The organism is Tistrella sp. (assembly GCF_002684955.1).
GTDB lineage: Bacteria > Pseudomonadota > Alphaproteobacteria > Tistrellales > Tistrellaceae > Tistrella > Tistrella mobilis.
Map to the genome: position 1 here is coordinate 260,151 of NZ_NYWI01000034.1, position 15,214 is coordinate 275,364.

Consider the following 15,214-nt stretch of genomic DNA (forward strand, 5'->3'; position numbering starts at 1 on the left):
TCGGTGTGGGCGGGGCCTCAGCCGGCGATGATCGCCTGGCGGCCGTCGGGCGTGCCGGTATAGGCCTCTTCGTGATAGATGCCGAGCGCGTGCATCACCGGCAGGTCGTTGAACGAGAACAGGCAAGCCTCTTCGCTCTCGGACGCATTGCCGTGCTCGTGCAGCGACCAGGAGGGCACCACGAAGATGTCCTTCTCAGACCAGTCGTAGCGCTTGCCGTCGATGATCGAGAAGCCTCTGCCCCTGGCCACCTGATAGACGATCGATCCGGTATGGCGGTGGGCACGGGTATGTTGGCCGGGGCGGAGCAGCTGCAGGCTGGCCCCGATGGTCGGCATCACCGGCCCGCCGGTCAGCGGGTTCACATACTCCATGATCACCCCGTCGAAGGGGGAGCCTTCATGGATCTTCGCGGCACGGGTCAGCGCCTCGAAGGCGGGCTCGAAGGCGTATTTCAGCACCGGCGACCAGGGTTTCTGCCAGTTCTTCCGCAGCTCCGTCGGCTGGATGATGCCGCCCGACCAGAGCGCTGCGGAGCTGTCGACCGGCTTCGTCTCGCCCTGATGCAGATCGGGATGGACCGCGTAGAAATTGGCGTCGAGGGCGTTCATCAGCGGGATGTCGAGCCCGTCCTGCCAGATGCTGCGGGTGCCGCCTTCGGCCACGCCGTGTTCATGCCAGGTGCCGTTGGGGGTGAGCACGAAATCGCGGGCGCCGAGGGTCATCCGCTCGCCCTCGACGATGGTATAGGCGCCGGAACCTTCCATGATGAAACGCAGCGCACTCGCCATATGGCGGTGGGCGCTGGCGCATTCGCCCGGATCCATCACCTGCACGCCGGTATAGAGCAGGCCGACCGCGGCCGAGATGTCGCGCCGGCCCGGATTGACCAGCATCACCACCCGCCGGCCGGCATCTTCGGGCCGCACCAGGCCCGGCGCACGGTCGACGAAGGGGCGGACATCCTGCCAGCGCCAGATCACCGGCACCGATTTCGGCTTCGGGAACCAGGGCTCGATATCGTTGGCGACCGTCCACAGCGCGCCCATCTCGCGGGCGGCCAGCTCTTCGTAATAGGCGGCAAGTTCGGGCGTGTCGGCGACATTCGCCCGGCCGGGAATGTCTTCCCGCATCGATCGGTTCTCCCTGCGGACCGGAATTTCCCTGTCTGTCGATTCCGGCGTCTCTCCCGCGCCGGCTGCGCGCCGGCCCCGGGCTGGTCTCTTCAAGGAAACCTCATGCCCCGGCCTGCGTCCTGTTCAAACGCTAGGACCCGGTCTGTAGAAAGTCAAACGGATTGTCGAAAATCCTGAGAATTTGCGTCGATCATGCAAATTGGCGAAGATGGAGACGTCCTGCGAAAGCGGTCTGGACAAGATCGCGCGCCGGGTTCATATCCCATGGGCCGATGTCCCACCCAGATGGGCCCCATCCAGACCCGCCACCCCCGGAGCCGCCATGGCCGACACCGCCGCCATCCGTGCCGAAGCCGATGCCGAGCCCGCCCAGACGCTGGCCGAACAGGCCTATCGCGCCATCCGCCGCGACATCGTTGCGGGCCGGCTGGCACCGGGCCAGCCGATGCGTTTCGAGTATCTGAAGGAGACCTACGGGCTCAGCTTCTCGCCGCTGCGCGAGGCGCTGGCCCGGCTGCAGAGCGAGCGGCTGGTGACGGCCTTTGCGCTCCGCGGCTTCCGCGTCGCCGAAATGTCGGTCGATGAGATGTGGGACACGATCGAGACCCGCATCATGATCGAACGCGAGGCGCTGACCGCCGCGATCGCCCGGGGCGGCGACGATTGGGAGATCGGCATCGTCCAGGCCTTCCATGCCCTCAGCCATTGCAGCAAACGCCTGCGCGCCGCCGGCGACTGGCCGAGCGAGCCGGCGATCGAGGAAATCGAGCGCCGGCACCAGGCCTTCCACCGCGCCCTGATCGCCGCCTGTCCTTCGCGCTGGACGCGGGAGCTGTCGGAAATGCTCTATGTCCAGACAGAACGCTATCGCCGCCCGGCCCTGATGCGCGCGGGCGCCGCCCCGGATGACGAGGGTGGGGTGGGCAGCGGGGGCGCAGCTGGCCGCGATATCGAGGCCGAGCACAAGGCGATCATGGACGCCGCCATCGCCCGCGACGCCCCGACCGCGGTGGAGCTGCTGACCGCCCATCTGCGCGACACCGGCCGGATGATCGAGCGGCTGGGGATCGAGACCGGGCGGAAGTGACATGACCGGTGGACGGCCCTGATCCTCGGAACGCGACCGGGCCGGCTGCGACGCATCGCAGCCGGCCCGGTGATTCAGGGTCCAATGACCCGGGAGGCGCTCGTGGTGCGTCAGCCCGCCCGATGCGTGTCGCGCAGGGCCTTGCGGTTCAGCTTGCCGACCGCGGTTTTGGGGATCGCATCCACCACGATCACCCGGCGCGGTTTCTTATAGCCGGCCAGGCGTTCGCCCGCGAAGCTGCGGAGTTCCTCGGTGAAGGCCTCGGGCTCGGCGGCGGCGCGGGCGCGGTGGTCGGGGCGGAGCGCCACCACCGCGGTCACCGCCTCGACCCATTGCGGATCGCTGAGGCCGATCACCGCGCATTCGGCGACGGCCGGATGGGCGGCCAGCACGTCTTCCACCTCGCGCGGATAGACGTTGTAGCCGCCGGTGACGATCATGTCCGAGGTGCGGTCCAGAAGGTGCAGATAGCCGCGTTCGCAGATCCGGCCGATATCGCGGGTGCGCATCCAGCCGTCGGGCAGCAGGGTTTCGGCATTGAGCGCCGGGGCGTCCAGATAGCCCTTCATGCGCTGGGGGGCGCGGACCGCGATCTCGCCCGGCTCACCCGCCGGCACGTCCTGGCCGGCGGCATCGACGATGCGGAGTTCGACATCCAGCGCCGGCCGGCCGGCGGCACCCAGCAGGTCCGGAACATGGTCTTCGGGGCGGAGCACCGAGATGGTCAGCGGGCATTCGGTCTGGCCGTAATACTGCCAGAAGCGGTGCTGCCCCCACATCGCCATCGCCCGTTCGATCACCGGCCGCGGCATGGGAGAGGCGCCGTAGATGATCGTTTTCAGCCGGCTGTCCGCCACGGCGGCCGCCCCCGGCCGGTCGAGCAGCATGCCCAGCATGGTCGGCACCATGTTGATCGCGGTGATGCCGTCCTCGGCGATCCGGGCCAGGTAGGCATCGGGCTCGAAGCCGCGCATGATCACCGTGCGGCCGCCACGCAGCCAGAAGGGCAGGACGAACACGCCGCTTGCATGGATCAGCGAGGCGGCATGGAGCATGGCGTCATCGGGCCCGGCCGGCAGCAGGTTCAGCAGCACGTTACGGCAGATCGCGGCATAGGAGGCCTGGGTGTGCTGCGCCGCCTTGAGCGTGCCGGTGGTGCCCGAGGTGAACAGCGTCAGCACCACGTCGTCGGGTTCAACCCGGATCGCGGGCGGGGTGGCGGGCTGGTCGGCGGCTGCCGCCACGACATCGCTGCCGCCGCCTTCGGTCGTGCCCAGGCCGAGCAGGGTCAGATCGGGCAGTTCGGCCGCAAGCTCTGCCGCCCGCCCGGCGAGTTCCGGCCCGTAGACCAGGGCGCCGACCCGGGTTTCGCGCAGCATATGGGCGTGTTCGCGCAGCGACAGTCTGGAATTCAGCGGCACGCGGTCGATGCCGGCGCGCACGCAGGCGAAATCGACCGGCACGCTCATCAGCCCGTTGTCGAGCAGCAGCGCCACGCGGGTGCGGTGCCCGAGGCCTGCGGCATGGAAGGCGTTGGCGAGCCGGGCGGAGAGCTGGTCGACCTCGGTGAAGGTCAGGCTTCGGCCTTCGAACTCGATGGCGGTGCGCGGGCCGTGCCAGCGCGCACCCTGGTCGATCAGGTCGCGGTAGAGAGGTCCACAGGCGGTGGCGGACATCGGACGTCTGGTCTCCCTGTCACGGGGCCGCGGGCGTGGGCGCGGCCGGCATGGTTGCGTGGCTCCGGGCCCCGGTTGGATCCGGGGCTTCCGTCTCAGTCGTCGAAACTGCCATGACGCCCGGCCCCGGCCGCGAAACGGCCGGCACCGGCGATGGCTTCCTCGAACACGATCGGATAGCCGCCGGCCCCTTCCCGTGCCAGGGCCTCGGCCATCGGCAGATCCCATTGGCCGATCGCCGAGCGCCGGTCTGCGCGCATGCAGGCCTGGGGGAAGGCGGCGATCTGGCGGGCGAGCGTTTCGGCAGCCGCGCGTGCCTCGCCCTTCGGCACCACCCGGTTGGCAAGACCCATGGTCAGCGCCTCGATCGCATCGACCGGGCGGCCGGTCAGGATCATGTCCATCGCCCGGCCATGGCCGACGATCCGCGGCAGGCGCACCGTGCCGCCATCGATCAGTGGCACGCCCCAGCGGCGGCAGAACACGCCGAACACGGCATCTTCTTCCACGACCCGCATGTCGCACATCAGGGCCAGTTCCAGCCCGCCGGCCACGGCATGGCCTGCGACCGCGGCGATGACCGGCTTGTCGATCACCATCCGGCTGGGCCCCATCGGTCCGGGCCCGGTGCCGGTCGGCTCCACCTCGTTGCGCAGATCCGGGTCGCCCAGGGCGCGCAGATCGGCCCGGCGCAGAAGGTGCCACCCGCCCCCCAGAGCACGATCACCCGCACATCGGGATCAGCATCGGCGGCGGCGAAGGCGGCGCGCAGCGCCTGGGCCGTGGGCCGGTCCACCGCATTGCGCCGCTCGGGGCGATCCAGGATGATGGTTGAAATCCCGGCATCGGTTTCGACCCTGACGGGCTGGCGTTCGGACGTGGTATCATCTGGGTTCATCGGGCGCCTCCGTCGCATCAAACCGTTTGCTTCAGTCTATGGTATTTAATGACGATCGACGAAACATCGCAAGCCGACGCTTCAGTTTCCACCGAAACGGTCACGAATCCAACCCCGCCCAACGCGCGGGAGATGGTTCTGGATCTTCTGACGACACATGACGCCCATGAACTGCCGCTGAAGGCGCTGGTCCGGGCCGGCAATCTGTTCGGCTACACCGATCAGACGGTGCGGGTGGCGCTCAGCCGGCTGAAGGCGGACGGGGTGATCGCCTCGCCGGCGCGGGGCGTGCATGCGCTGGCCGCGGCCGGCGCGCTGGTGCGCGAGGTGGAAGGCTGGCGGCGGCGGGAAGGGCGTCTGGTCGCCTGGTCCGGTGCCTGGATCGGCGTCGCCGATGCGGCGATCGACCGGACGGACCGGCCGCAGCTTCGCCGCCACGACCGCGCGCTCAGGCTGCGCGGCTTCCGGCAGCTGACCCAGGGGGTGTGGATCCGGCCCGACAATCTGGCCGGCGGCACGACGGCGCTGCGGGATGATCTGACGCAGTTGGGCCTGGCGCCCCTGGCGACCGTGTTTCGCCTGGATGATCTGGCCCCGGAGGATGAACGTCGCGCCCGCGCCCTCTGGGATGCCGCCTCCATGGACCGGACGGAGGCCGATCTCGACCGGCTGCTGGTGCTCGGCAATGCGGCGCAGGATGCGGTCGAGGCGGGGGAAGCGGCGCCCGAGCCGGTGGCGGCGGACTCGCTCGCCATCGGCCGCACGGTGATCCGCAATCTGGTGCGCGATCCGCTGCTGCCCGACGAATTGCGCCCGGGCGAGACGCGGCGCCGGCTGACCGGGGGCATGATCGCCTATCAGCTCCGCGCCAAGGCGCTCTGGATCCGGCTGCTCGACCAGTGGGCGGCGGGCGGCTGAACATGACCGGGGGAGAATGGCCATGCCATCCTCCCCCGCGCCTCGTTCCGATCGCGTCGGATGTCAGCTGCCGCGAACCTCGGCCAGCATGGCCTTCGCACCGGCCATCAGCACGCCGATATCGACCCCGGCGGCCACGAAGCGATAGCCCCAGTCGACATAGCGCCGGGCATCGGCGGCGTTGGTCGCCAGGATGCCGGGGGCCTTGCCGGTGGCGGCGATACGGGCGGCGGCGTCCTTCAGTGCGGCCTGCACCTCGGGATGGCCGGGCCTGCCCAGATGACCCATCGAGGCGGCGAGGTCCGAGGGGCCGATGAACACGCCGTCGACCCCGTCGACCGCCGCGATTTCTTCCAGCCGGCCCAGCGCCTCGCCGGTTTCCACCTGGACCAGGACGCAGATCTCCCGGTTGGCGACCGCGAAATAATCCTCGGTCTGGCCGTAGCGGCTGGCGCGGGTGGCACCGGCGACGCCGCGCACGCCATGGGGCGGATAGCGCGAGGCCAGCACGGCGGCTGCGGCTTCTTCCGCCGACTGGACGAAGGGCACCAGCAGGGTCTGGGCGCCGATGTCGAGCAGGCGCTTAATCAGCACCTTGTCGTTCCAGGCCGGGCGCACCACCGCCGAGGCGGTGCCGGTGGCGGCGGCCTGAAGCAGCGGCTGCACGCCGGCCACATCCACCGGCGAATGCTCGCCGTCGAAAAGCAGCCAGTCGAAGCCGGCCAGCGACAGGGCTTCCGAGGCGACGGGGCTTGCCAGCGACAGCCAGAAGCCGTTCAGAACCTCACCGGCGGCAAGCCGGCGCTTGAAGTCGTTGCAGGGGGCCTTCATCGCGCACCTCAGACGAACTGCACGGCGACGGCGCCGAGCGGGCCGAAATCGGCATGCAGCGTGTCGCCCTTCTTCGCCCAGACCGGCCGGGTGAAACTGCCCGAGAGCAGCATGTGGCCGGGTTCCAGCGTCACGTCGAAGGGGGCGAGCTTGTTGGCGAGCCAGGCCACCGCCATCGCCGGATGGCCGAGCACGCCGGCGGCGAGGCCCGTCTCCTCGATCTCGGAATTGCGGTAGAAGATGGCCCCCACCCAGCGCAGATCGACATCGGTCGGCCGCACCGGCCGGCCGCCCAGCACCAGGCCGGCGGCAGCACCGTTATCGGCGACGGTGTCGAAGATCCGGCGCGGCTCGGTCACCCGGGCATCGATGATCTCGATCGAGGGCACCACCCATTCGGTGGCGCGCAGCACGTCGACCAGGCCGACATTCGGGCCCTTCAGCGGCTCCTTCAGGATGAAGGTCAGCTCGGGCTCGACGCGGGGGACGCAGAAATCCTCGAACCGCACCTTGGCGCCGTCGGCGAGCACCAGATCGTCGAACATGTAGCCGTAATCCGGCTCGTCGATCTTCGATGCCGCCTGCATGGCCTTGGAGGTGAGGCCGATCTTGTGGCCGATGATCTTCGCCCCGGCCTTCACCTTGGCGGCGGCCACGGCCGAGGAAATCGCATAGCTGTCGGCGATCTCGATCTCGGGGAACATCTCGGACGGGCGCTGGCCCTGCACCTTGGTGCGGTGGCTTTCAAGCAGGCTTTCGACGCAGCGTGCGCGCTGTTCTTCGGTCAGCATGGGAAACCCGATCCCTCTCTCAGAGCTTGATGCAGACGTTGCGGAGTTCGGTATAGAACTCCATCGAATGGATGCCGCCCTCGCGGCCGATACCCGATGCCTTGGAGCCGCCGAAGGGCGTGCGCAGATCGCGCAGGAACCAGCAGTTCACCCAGGCGATGCCGACCTCGATCCCCTTGGCGGTGCGATGGGCGCGGCCGAGATTGGTGGTCCAGATCGAGGTGGCGAGGCCGTAAGGGGTGTCGTTGGCGAGCGCGAGCGCCTCCTCCTCGGTGTCGAAGGGCGTCACATGGGCGCAGGGGCCGAAGATCTCGTCGCGGACCACGGCCGCATCCTCGGGCAGGCCGGTCCAGACGGTGGGCTCCACCCAGTAGCCGCCGGCATAGCCCGCGACATCCGGCGTGCCGCCGCCGGCGACGAGCGTCGCGCCGGCCGCCCGCGCCTTGTCGTAATAGGACAGCACCTTGGCGCGATGTTCGGCGCTGATCACCGGGCCCATGGTGGTGGCGGGGTCGAACGGATCGCCGAAGCGGTAGCTGCGCGCCTTGGCCGCCAGCCCCTCGACGAAGCGGTCGAAGATGCCGCGCTGGACATAGAGCCGTTCGGTCCCGAGACACACCTGGCCGGTATTGGCGAAGCAGGCGCGGCCCAGGCCTTCCAGCGTCGCCTCCAGATCGGCATCGTCGAACACGATGCCGGCATTCTTGCCGCCGAGTTCGAGCGAGACCGGGCGGATGCCGCCGGCCGCCGCGCGCATGATCGCCTCACCGGTCCGGGTTTCGCCGGTGAAGGTGATGCCGTCGACGTCCGGATGGGTGGTCAGGAACTCGCCGGCAGCGCCCGGGCCCATGCCGTGAACCACGTTGTAGACACCGCGCGGGATGCCCACCGCATTCATCACCTCACCCAGCAGGGTGGCGGTGGCGGGGGTCTCTTCCGACGGCTTCACGACCACGGTATTGCCGCAGGCGAGCGCCGGGGCGACCTTCCAGGTCATCAGCAGCAGCGGCAGGTTCCAGGGGCAGACCACCGCGATCACGCCGCGCGGCAGGCGGAGCGCATAGTTGAGCGCGCCGGCCCCGTCGGGTGTCGCCATCTCGAAGGTTTCGGTGGAGGCGGTCAGGATCTGGTCGGCGAAGACGTTGAAATTGGCGGCCCCGCGCGGAATGTCGATATGCGAGGCGATCGAGCGCGGCTTGCCGGTGTCGCGGATCTCGGCCGCCAGGAACTCGTCGAAGCGGGCGTTGATGCCGTCGGCCAGCTTGCGGAGCAGGGCCACCCGCTCCGGGATCGACATCCGGCCCCAGGGGCCCTTCAGCGCCGCCTTTGCAGCGCCGACCGCCGCATCCACTTCCGCCCGGCCGGCCGCGGAGACCTCGCCGATGACTTCACCCGTGGTTGGAAAATGATTGGCGAAGGCCTCGCCGCTGCCGGCAACGAATTCGCCGTCGATGAAGTTCAGGAAACGGGTCAAGTCGGTCATTCCTTTCGCTCGGCCGGCGGCGTGGCGATGTCGCGCTCGGGATCGCCGTCGGTCAGGTAGTCCCACATGCGTTCGAAGATCAGGCCGGCACGGGTGGCGCGGGCGGCGGCGGCCTCGGGGCCGATCACCGGGGCGGTGTCGCCGAGACCGGTAGAAAGGGCGGCAAGCTCGATCCGGCAGACGTCTTCCAGATACCAGGCAAGGCCCACGGCCTCTTCCAGGCTGGCGCCGGCGACGACCGCGCCGTTGCTGCGCATCAGCACGCCGGCGCTCTCGCCCATCGCCTCGATCACGCCCGCCGCCTTCTCGTCGTCGCGGACCAGCTGGATGTCGTCCCAGAGCCCGACGCCGGGGGCGAAATAGGTACCGAAGCCATGGCGCATGCGCGGCACCCGGCCGAGCGCCGCCAGCGCCATCATGTTGGGCGACATGAAGCGCACCACACCCTGCGCCTCGGGGCGCTTTGCATAGATCCGCTGGTGCAGCCGCACCTCGCCCAGCACGCCCGCCGGCAGGGGGCCGTCGACCGGCACCGCGGTGCAGGCCTCGCCCGGGCGCACCAGCCCCATTGGCCGTGACGGGCAGACCAGGAAACGGTCGGCATCGATCCGCGCCGAGCAGTGGCCATAGGCATGCACCAGCCCGGCCCGTCCGAGTGCGCGGGCAGCGACCCGGACGGTTGCAGCAAGACGGTCGGTCATGATCTCAGTCCTTGAAGGCGGCGATGTTCGGTGCCGAACCCCACTGGCAGAAGCCCTTGGGCGCGAAATGGAACTGGCGGTCCCGCCACAGCGGCTCGTCGTGGATCTCGCAGACCCCGGTCGAGTATTCGAAGGTCATGCCGTCGGGGCCGGCGAAATACAGGAACTGCGCCGACGACGTCGGGTGCCGGCCGGGGCCGAAGGTCACCGTCACCTGGTTGCGGCGCAGATGCGCCAGCGAGCGCTGGATGTCGTCGGTGCTCGCCACCTGGTGGTTGACGTGCTGGATGCCCGGCTGGTGGAAGGGGAACAGCGCCACCGAGTGATGGATGGTGCCGAAGCGCATCAGCGGCGCATCGCCGATCCGGTCCGACACCCGCGCCTTGCAGACATCGGTCCAGAACAGCTCGTCGCGCGCCGGGTCGGTGGAGCAGAGCCCGACATGGGAAAAGCCGGTGATGCCGGCATCGCGGCTGCCGTGATAGCGCTGCGCCGTGGTTTCCGGCCGGACCACGAATTCGATGTGGTTGCCGCTCGGGTCGTCGAAGCGGATGAATTCGCGGACATGGCGGGCATCGCATTCGGCAGGCGTGCCGTAATGGACGACATGGCCCAGATTTTCCAGCACCGCACCCGCGTTCTGGAGGTCGGCGGAGGTCGCGATCTCGAAGGCCGTCGCCTCCTGCTCGCGGCCGCCCTCGACATAGCACAGCGTGTGGGCGCGGGCGTCGGACTTGAAGTAGATCGCGCCCTTGCGGCGCTCGGCCACCTCAAGCCCCAGGATGTTGACCGCGAACCATTCGGCACCGGCCAGATCGCGGGTGCCGAGACGGCAATAGACGACGTCCTTGAGACCGATCACCTCTCATCCCTCCCCCGGAATTCGTCCTTTCCAAGAAATTCGGGGGCCGTTGAGGGTGACCCCCAGGCGCAATGCGACAGGGCGGCATCGGCGAACTGGCGGGGACCACGGCCGGTCACCGCCTCACCCCGCTCCATGCCATGGGCGTAGGAATGCAGCAGGCCGCCGGGGCCGCGGGCGGTGACGAACATGGCGCCCGAGGTCGGCTGACGGCCGGGGCCGTGGACCACCGGCACCTGGCGGGCCTGGAACAGATACCAGCCCTGCATCACCGCATTGATCCCGTCCACCTCCCACACCGCGCCCAGCAGGCCGTCGCGATCCGAGGGGTAGAGGGAGATGCGGTGATGGGCAGCGTCGATGCGCAGGAAGACGGCATCGCCCGCCCAGTCCGAGACCCCGGCGCCGATGCCGCGGGTCCAGAAATCCTCGTTCGCCGCCATGTCGGTGCAGGCAAGCTGGACCGATTGCAGACCGGTGATGCCGGCATCGCGCGTCCCGTGATAGCGCCAGCCCGAGGTGAGCGGCCGCCAGACGATCTCGACCGCCACGCCATTGGGGGCGATGACCGAGAGCCCGGCCTTGATCTGCCGGGCGGCGCAGGCCGCCGCATCCAGACGCTGCCGGGGCAGGGCGGGACAGGCGGCTTCAAGCCGCGCCTCGGCCTCGTCCAGCTCGCGGGCATGGGCGACGGTCAGCGCCACCGCGGCGGGGCCGGCCTCGGCCGTGTAGCAGATCGCGTAATTGCGCGCATCCGAACGGAAGCGGCGATTGGCATCGTCGTGATCGCCCGGCTGCAGGCCGAAAATGCCGGTGGCGAAGGCCTCGGCACCGTCCAGATCTTCGACGGGCACCCGCAGATAGCGCAGATCCCGGTAGATATCGGTCATCTCGATCGTCCTCCTGGCCGGCCGTCCCCGGGGGGCGGGGGACGGCGGCCGTGGCAGTGGGAAAGAAGGCGGATCAGAGGCCCGCGGCTTCCTTCTCCAGTTCCTTCAGCAGCGGGGTCTTCTCGCGCCAGGACTGGTACCAGAGGTCGACGGCGCCGCCGAAGAAGGCGCGATCGGCGTTCACCACCGGCACGCTGGTGGTCTTCAGCTTGTCGAGATAGGTGGCGTCGATCTCGGCATAGGTGCCGACGATGCCGTCCAGTTCTTCGGCCATGATCTTTTCGATCACCGCCTGATCTTCCTTGGGCACGGTCTGCCACTTGCGGCCCGAACCCACCGCGATCATCGGGAACATCATGTGGTTCGACGCCACGATGGTGCCGGCATGCTCGTAATACTTCGAGTTCCAGGTGCCCTCGAAATCGATCTGCATGCCGTCGACCTGGCCGTTGGCGAAGGCGTCATACAGCGCCGGCAGCGGCATGGGGGTGGGGGCCGCACCCAGCCGGGTCCAGAAATCCAGCTCCTGGGCGAAGGGCACGGTGCGCACCTTCTTGCCCGACAGATCCGCAACCGAGGCCACGGGGCCGCGCATCACGATCTGCCGCATGCCGGCCATGCCCCAACCGAAGCCCTTGAGCGCGAATTTGGACACGCCGCCCAGCAGCTTCTGCGCCACGCCGCCCTTCAGGATCTGCCGCGCGCCGGCGGCATCCTTGACGATATAGGGGGCGAGGAAGACGCCGTAATCGGCATCGCGGTTGGCGAATTCACCCAGCGTCAGAAAGGCGAAGTCGAGCGCGCCGGTCTGCAGCTGCTGAAGCATCTGCGCCTCGTTGCCAAGCTGGCCCGAGGGGAAGACCAGAATCTCGACCCGGCCGTTGGTGGCTTCTTTGATGCGCTCTGCGACCGTCACCGCGCTCTTCGACCACTGATGCGGCGGCGGGGTGATCAGGCCCAGCCGATACTGTTCGGCCTGGGCCTCGGCGCCGATCAGGCCGACCATCAATGCGGCGGCGGCGGTCAGGATGCGTGCTGCTTTCATCCCTGGTTTCCTCTCGGGGTCTCGTTATGGGGGGTGGCTTCCTTCTTGGAGAGGAAGACCATGAGTTCGGTCAGGCCGGCATCGCGGCTGGCGGCGATCTCGGCCACCGGCCGCGGATCCGCCTCGGCCATGCCGGAGGCGAGGCGGGCGCGGGTGGCGGCATCCAGGCGCGGATCGCCCAGCGTCGCCCACCAGCGTTCGAATTCGGGGCCGAGCGCGTCGACGAAACGCCCGATGCCGCCCTCGGCACCCGCCAGATGGAAGACGGTGGAGGGGCCGACGATGCACCAGCGCGGCGCCAGACCCTGGATCACCGCCTGTTCGATATCGGCGAGGCTGGCGATGCCCTCGCTCGCCAGATGCACCGCCTCGCGCCAGAGCGCGGCCTGCAGGCGGTTGACCAGATGGCCGGGCACCGGCCGGGTCAGCGTCAGCACCGTCTTGCCCATCGCCCGGAAGAGGCCGGCTGCGCGGTCCACGACCTCGGGTGCGGTCAGGGCACCGCCCGACAGCTCCACCACCGGCATCAGATAGGGCGGGTTGCAGGGATGGGCGATCAGCAGGCGCTCTGGTCGGGCCAGCCCTTCGGCCATGTCGTCCGGCGACAGCCCGGACGAGGACGAGGCGATGATGCTGTCCGGGGCCAGATGCGGTTCCAGCGCTGCCAGTGCCCGGCGCTTCAGATCGAGATTTTCGGGCAGGTTCTCCTGCACCAGCACCGGGGGCGGGCCGGCCTCGGCCGCGGTCGCGACGTGGGCCGGCGTGGTCGCCCGCGGGCTGAGCGTGCCCAGGCCCTGCAGCACCGGCAATGCCTGCGCCTGCACGGTGGCGATGCGATCGGCCACCGCCGGATCGGGGTCGATCACGGTCACGTCATGGCCGGCGCCGGCGAAGGCGGCGGCCCAGCCGCAACCGATCAGCCCGCCGCCCAGGATCCAGATACGCGCCATCAGAGCAGGTCCTTAAGGCCGGTGGAGAGAACGGGGAAGACGACCAGCAGCAGCAGGACCGACAGCACCGCGAAGAAGAACGGCATCAGCAGTACCGCCAGACGCTCGGCCTTCACCTTGCCCATCAGCGAGGCGACGAACAGCCCGGTGCCGACCGGTGGTGTCAGCAGACCCAGCGTCAGGTTCAGGCAGAGCACGACGCCGAAATGGAAGGGATCGATGCCGTAGACGCCGGTAGCGACCGGCAGGAAGACCGGCACGATCAGGATGATGGCGGGGATCGGGTCGCTGATCATGCCCAGCACCAGCAGCAGCACGTTCAGCATCAGCAGGAAGACGATCGGCGAGGCGGTCATCGCCTGCATGGTCTCCGCCACCAGGGCCGGCAGGTTTTCGAAGGTGATGACCCAGCTGAACACCTGGGCGGCGGCGATCAGGAACAGCACGGTCGCCGAGCCGCGCGCGGCATTGAGGAAAGCGGGGAGGATGTCGGCCAGCGTCATCTCGCGATAGACGAACAGGCCGATCAGCACCGCGGCGAGGCTGGCGATCGCGGCCGATTCGGTGGGGGTGGCAAGGCCGCCCAGGATCGAGCCGACGATGATCACCGGAATGGCGGCCGCCGGCAGGGCATCGAGCACGGCGCGGAAGCGGGCGCGGATGGGCATCGCCTCGGTCTTAGGAAAGCCGTGGCGGCGGCCCAGCCACATGATCACGCCGATGAAGGCGAGGAAGATCAGCAGGCCCGGCACGATGCCCGAGATGAACAGGTCGCCGATCGGGATCTGCGCGATCACGCCGAAGATGATGAACAGCATCGAGGGCGGGATGATCGGCGCCAGCAGGCCGCCGGCGGCGGTGATCGCCACCGACACGTCGCGCGGATAGCCGGCCTTTTCCATCTCGGGCACCGCCAGCCGCGACATGATGGTGATCTGCGCCACCGTCGAGCCCAGGATCGCCGCCATCATCATATTGGCGACCAGGTTGACATAGGCGAGCCCGCCGCGGATCGAGCCCAGCATGGCCAGCGCCAGCGCCATCAGCCGCCGGCCGATGCCGCCGGCATTCATGAATTCACCCAGCAGGATGAACAGCGGCAGGGCGAGCAGGCCGTAATTCTCCAGCCCCCCGAACATCTGCTGGCCATAGGACTGGAGCAGGATCAGGTTGCCGGTGGCGAAGATGTAGATCAGGCCGAGGGCGGCGAGCGCGAAGGCGATCGGCATGCCGACCGCCAGCATGGCGAGGAAAGAGACGCCCGCGATCATGCCGCCATCTCCTCCCCGCCGGTCAGGCGGCCGGCGAGCGAGGCCAGCACATGGATGGTGGCGGTGACGCAGAAGACCGGCATCACCAGCCAGAACCAGACCTTGTGCATGCCTAGCGTCACGGTCGGCTCCTGATAGATGAAGTTGAAGGTCGAGGCGGTGAAATCCTCGATCGAGGCGGCCTGCAGCACGCCCACCGGATCGAACCAGCGCCAGATCTGCACCGAAAGCACGGCCAGGAAGACCAGCAGCGCCACATCCACCAGGATCGCGAGCCGGCGCCGCGCGGCGGGCCTGAGCGCATCCGGCAGCAGGGTGATCGCAATGTGCTGGCGCCGCGCGAGACCGAGCGAGGCGCCGATGAAGGCCGCCCAGGCCATCAGGAACACGGCCAGTTCGTCGGTCCAGATCAGCGGATTGCCCAGGCTGCGCGAGACGACGTTGCCGAGCAGCAGACAGAAGATGCCGAACACCGTCAGCCCCGCCGCCCAGGCTTCGACCCCGGCGATGCGGTTGCTGAGTGTCTGCAGGCAGGCGACCGGACCAGGGACGCCGCGGGTGCCGGTGTGCAGCGGGGACTGCGACGCGCCGGCCTCTTCGAGGATTTTTGTCATCGATATTCCTCCCTGCGGGCATAAAATATCGATATTTTGATCGTGTCAATTTGGAAATTGA

General features: G+C 68.8%; 14 protein-coding genes and 1 pseudogene. 2 read left to right on the plus strand and 13 right to left on the minus strand.

All coding sequences use genetic code 11. The features are described 5' to 3' along the window. Positions 1-17: 17 nt before the first annotated feature. A complete protein-coding gene (locus CMO28_RS11895) occupies positions 18-1,133 on the minus strand; it encodes a cupin domain-containing protein (protein WP_296713689.1) in 1,116 nt (371 codons plus the stop codon). Between the two features lie 325 nt (positions 1,134-1,458). Here CMO28_RS11895 and CMO28_RS11900 point away from each other — a divergent pair, with 325 nt between their 5' ends. After that, entirely contained in the window at positions 1,459-2,223 is a 765-nt protein-coding gene (locus CMO28_RS11900; RefSeq protein ID WP_296713691.1) for a GntR family transcriptional regulator, read from the plus strand. Between the two features lie 110 nt (positions 2,224-2,333). On the opposite strand, the gene CMO28_RS11910 is transcribed toward CMO28_RS11900, so the two are convergent. Continuing rightward, positions 2,334-3,899: a class I adenylate-forming enzyme family protein gene (locus tag CMO28_RS11910; RefSeq protein WP_322111333.1), complete on the minus strand. Its 1,566-nt coding sequence runs from the start codon at positions 3,897-3,899 to the stop codon at positions 2,334-2,336. A 95-nt stretch (positions 3,900-3,994) separates the two neighbouring features. After that, positions 3,995-4,797 (minus strand): annotated as a pseudogene (locus tag CMO28_RS11915) (crotonase/enoyl-CoA hydratase family protein). Between the two features lie 132 nt (positions 4,798-4,929). Here CMO28_RS11915 and CMO28_RS11925 point away from each other — a divergent pair. After that, positions 4,930-5,715 carry a transcriptional regulator gene (locus CMO28_RS11925; RefSeq protein ID WP_296713697.1) on the plus strand — a complete coding sequence of 262 codons (786 nt, stop codon included), beginning with the start codon at positions 4,930-4,932 and terminating at the stop codon, positions 5,713-5,715. Positions 5,716-5,778: 63 nt separating this feature from the next. On the opposite strand, the gene CMO28_RS11930 is transcribed toward CMO28_RS11925, so the two are convergent. The 10 genes from CMO28_RS11930 to CMO28_RS11975 all read right to left on the minus strand — a co-directional run bounded on the left by CMO28_RS11930 (position 5,779) and on the right by CMO28_RS11975 (position 15,153). Then, complete coding sequence (locus tag CMO28_RS11930; RefSeq protein WP_296713698.1) at positions 5,779-6,546, minus strand: HpcH/HpaI aldolase family protein; 768 nt, start codon at positions 6,544-6,546, stop codon at positions 5,779-5,781. An 8-nt stretch (positions 6,547-6,554) separates the two neighbouring features. Then, on the minus strand, positions 6,555-7,337 hold the full coding sequence (locus tag CMO28_RS11935; RefSeq protein WP_062764409.1) for a fumarylacetoacetate hydrolase family protein: 783 nt from the start codon (positions 7,335-7,337) through the stop codon (positions 6,555-6,557). A 19-nt stretch (positions 7,338-7,356) separates the two neighbouring features. Beyond that, positions 7,357-8,811 (minus strand): 2-hydroxymuconic semialdehyde dehydrogenase, encoded by a 1,455-nt coding sequence (locus tag CMO28_RS11940; protein ID WP_322111338.1) that lies wholly within the window; start codon positions 8,809-8,811, stop codon positions 7,357-7,359. 5 nt (positions 8,812-8,816) lie between these two features. Then, complete coding sequence (locus tag CMO28_RS11945) at positions 8,817-9,521, minus strand: class II aldolase/adducin family protein (RefSeq protein WP_296713702.1); 705 nt, start codon at positions 9,519-9,521, stop codon at positions 8,817-8,819. 4 nt (positions 9,522-9,525) lie between these two features. Then, positions 9,526-10,383: a VOC family protein gene (locus CMO28_RS11950; protein WP_296713703.1), complete on the minus strand. Its 858-nt coding sequence runs from the start codon at positions 10,381-10,383 to the stop codon at positions 9,526-9,528. Further along, the gene (locus CMO28_RS11955) at positions 10,380-11,273 is read right to left on the minus strand and encodes a VOC family protein (RefSeq protein ID WP_296713705.1); all 894 of its coding nucleotides are present in this window, start codon (positions 11,271-11,273) and stop codon (positions 10,380-10,382) included. The genes CMO28_RS11950 and CMO28_RS11955 overlap by 4 nt, the downstream gene beginning before the upstream one ends. Positions 11,274-11,346: 73 nt before the next feature. Continuing rightward, a complete protein-coding gene (locus tag CMO28_RS11960; RefSeq protein WP_296713707.1) occupies positions 11,347-12,318 on the minus strand; it encodes a TRAP transporter substrate-binding protein in 972 nt (323 codons plus the stop codon). Continuing rightward, complete coding sequence (locus tag CMO28_RS11965; protein WP_296713709.1) at positions 12,315-13,268, minus strand: 3-hydroxyacyl-CoA dehydrogenase family protein; 954 nt, start codon at positions 13,266-13,268, stop codon at positions 12,315-12,317. The genes CMO28_RS11960 and CMO28_RS11965 overlap by 4 nt, the downstream gene beginning before the upstream one ends. After that, positions 13,268-14,539, minus strand: coding sequence for a TRAP transporter large permease (locus CMO28_RS11970; protein ID WP_062764419.1), 1,272 nt, complete (start codon positions 14,537-14,539; stop codon positions 13,268-13,270). The genes CMO28_RS11965 and CMO28_RS11970 overlap by 1 nt, the downstream gene beginning before the upstream one ends. Beyond that, positions 14,536-15,153, minus strand: coding sequence for a TRAP transporter small permease (locus tag CMO28_RS11975; protein WP_296713713.1), 618 nt, complete (start codon positions 15,151-15,153; stop codon positions 14,536-14,538). Before CMO28_RS11975 ends, CMO28_RS11970 begins: the two co-directional genes overlap by 4 nt. Between the last annotated feature and the right edge of the window lie 61 nt (positions 15,154-15,214).

Coding starts and splice junctions, on each gene's coding strand:
- CMO28_RS11895 (WP_296713689.1), bottom strand. CDS start 1,133: ATGCGGGAAGACATTCCCGGCCGGGCGAATGTCGCCGACACGCCCGAA.
- CMO28_RS11900 (WP_296713691.1), top strand. CDS start 1,459: ATGGCCGACACCGCCGCCATCCGTGCCGAAGCCGATGCCGAGCCCGCC.
- CMO28_RS11910 (WP_322111333.1), bottom strand. CDS start 3,899: ATGTCCGCCACCGCCTGTGGACCTCTCTACCGCGACCTGATCGACCAG.
- CMO28_RS11925 (WP_296713697.1), top strand. CDS start 4,930: ATGGTTCTGGATCTTCTGACGACACATGACGCCCATGAACTGCCGCTG.
- CMO28_RS11930 (WP_296713698.1), bottom strand. CDS start 6,546: ATGAAGGCCCCCTGCAACGACTTCAAGCGCCGGCTTGCCGCCGGTGAG.
- CMO28_RS11935 (WP_062764409.1), bottom strand. CDS start 7,337: ATGCTGACCGAAGAACAGCGCGCACGCTGCGTCGAAAGCCTGCTTGAA.
- CMO28_RS11945 (WP_296713702.1), bottom strand. CDS start 9,521: ATGACCGACCGTCTTGCTGCAACCGTCCGGGTCGCTGCCCGCGCACTC.
- CMO28_RS11955 (WP_296713705.1), bottom strand. CDS start 11,273: ATGACCGATATCTACCGGGATCTGCGCTATCTGCGGGTGCCCGTCGAA.
- CMO28_RS11960 (WP_296713707.1), bottom strand. CDS start 12,318: ATGAAAGCAGCACGCATCCTGACCGCCGCCGCCGCATTGATGGTCGGC.
- CMO28_RS11965 (WP_296713709.1), bottom strand. CDS start 13,268: ATGGCGCGTATCTGGATCCTGGGCGGCGGGCTGATCGGTTGCGGCTGG.
- CMO28_RS11970 (WP_062764419.1), bottom strand. CDS start 14,539: ATGATCGCGGGCGTCTCTTTCCTCGCCATGCTGGCGGTCGGCATGCCG.
- CMO28_RS11975 (WP_296713713.1), bottom strand. CDS start 15,153: ATGACAAAAATCCTCGAAGAGGCCGGCGCGTCGCAGTCCCCGCTGCAC.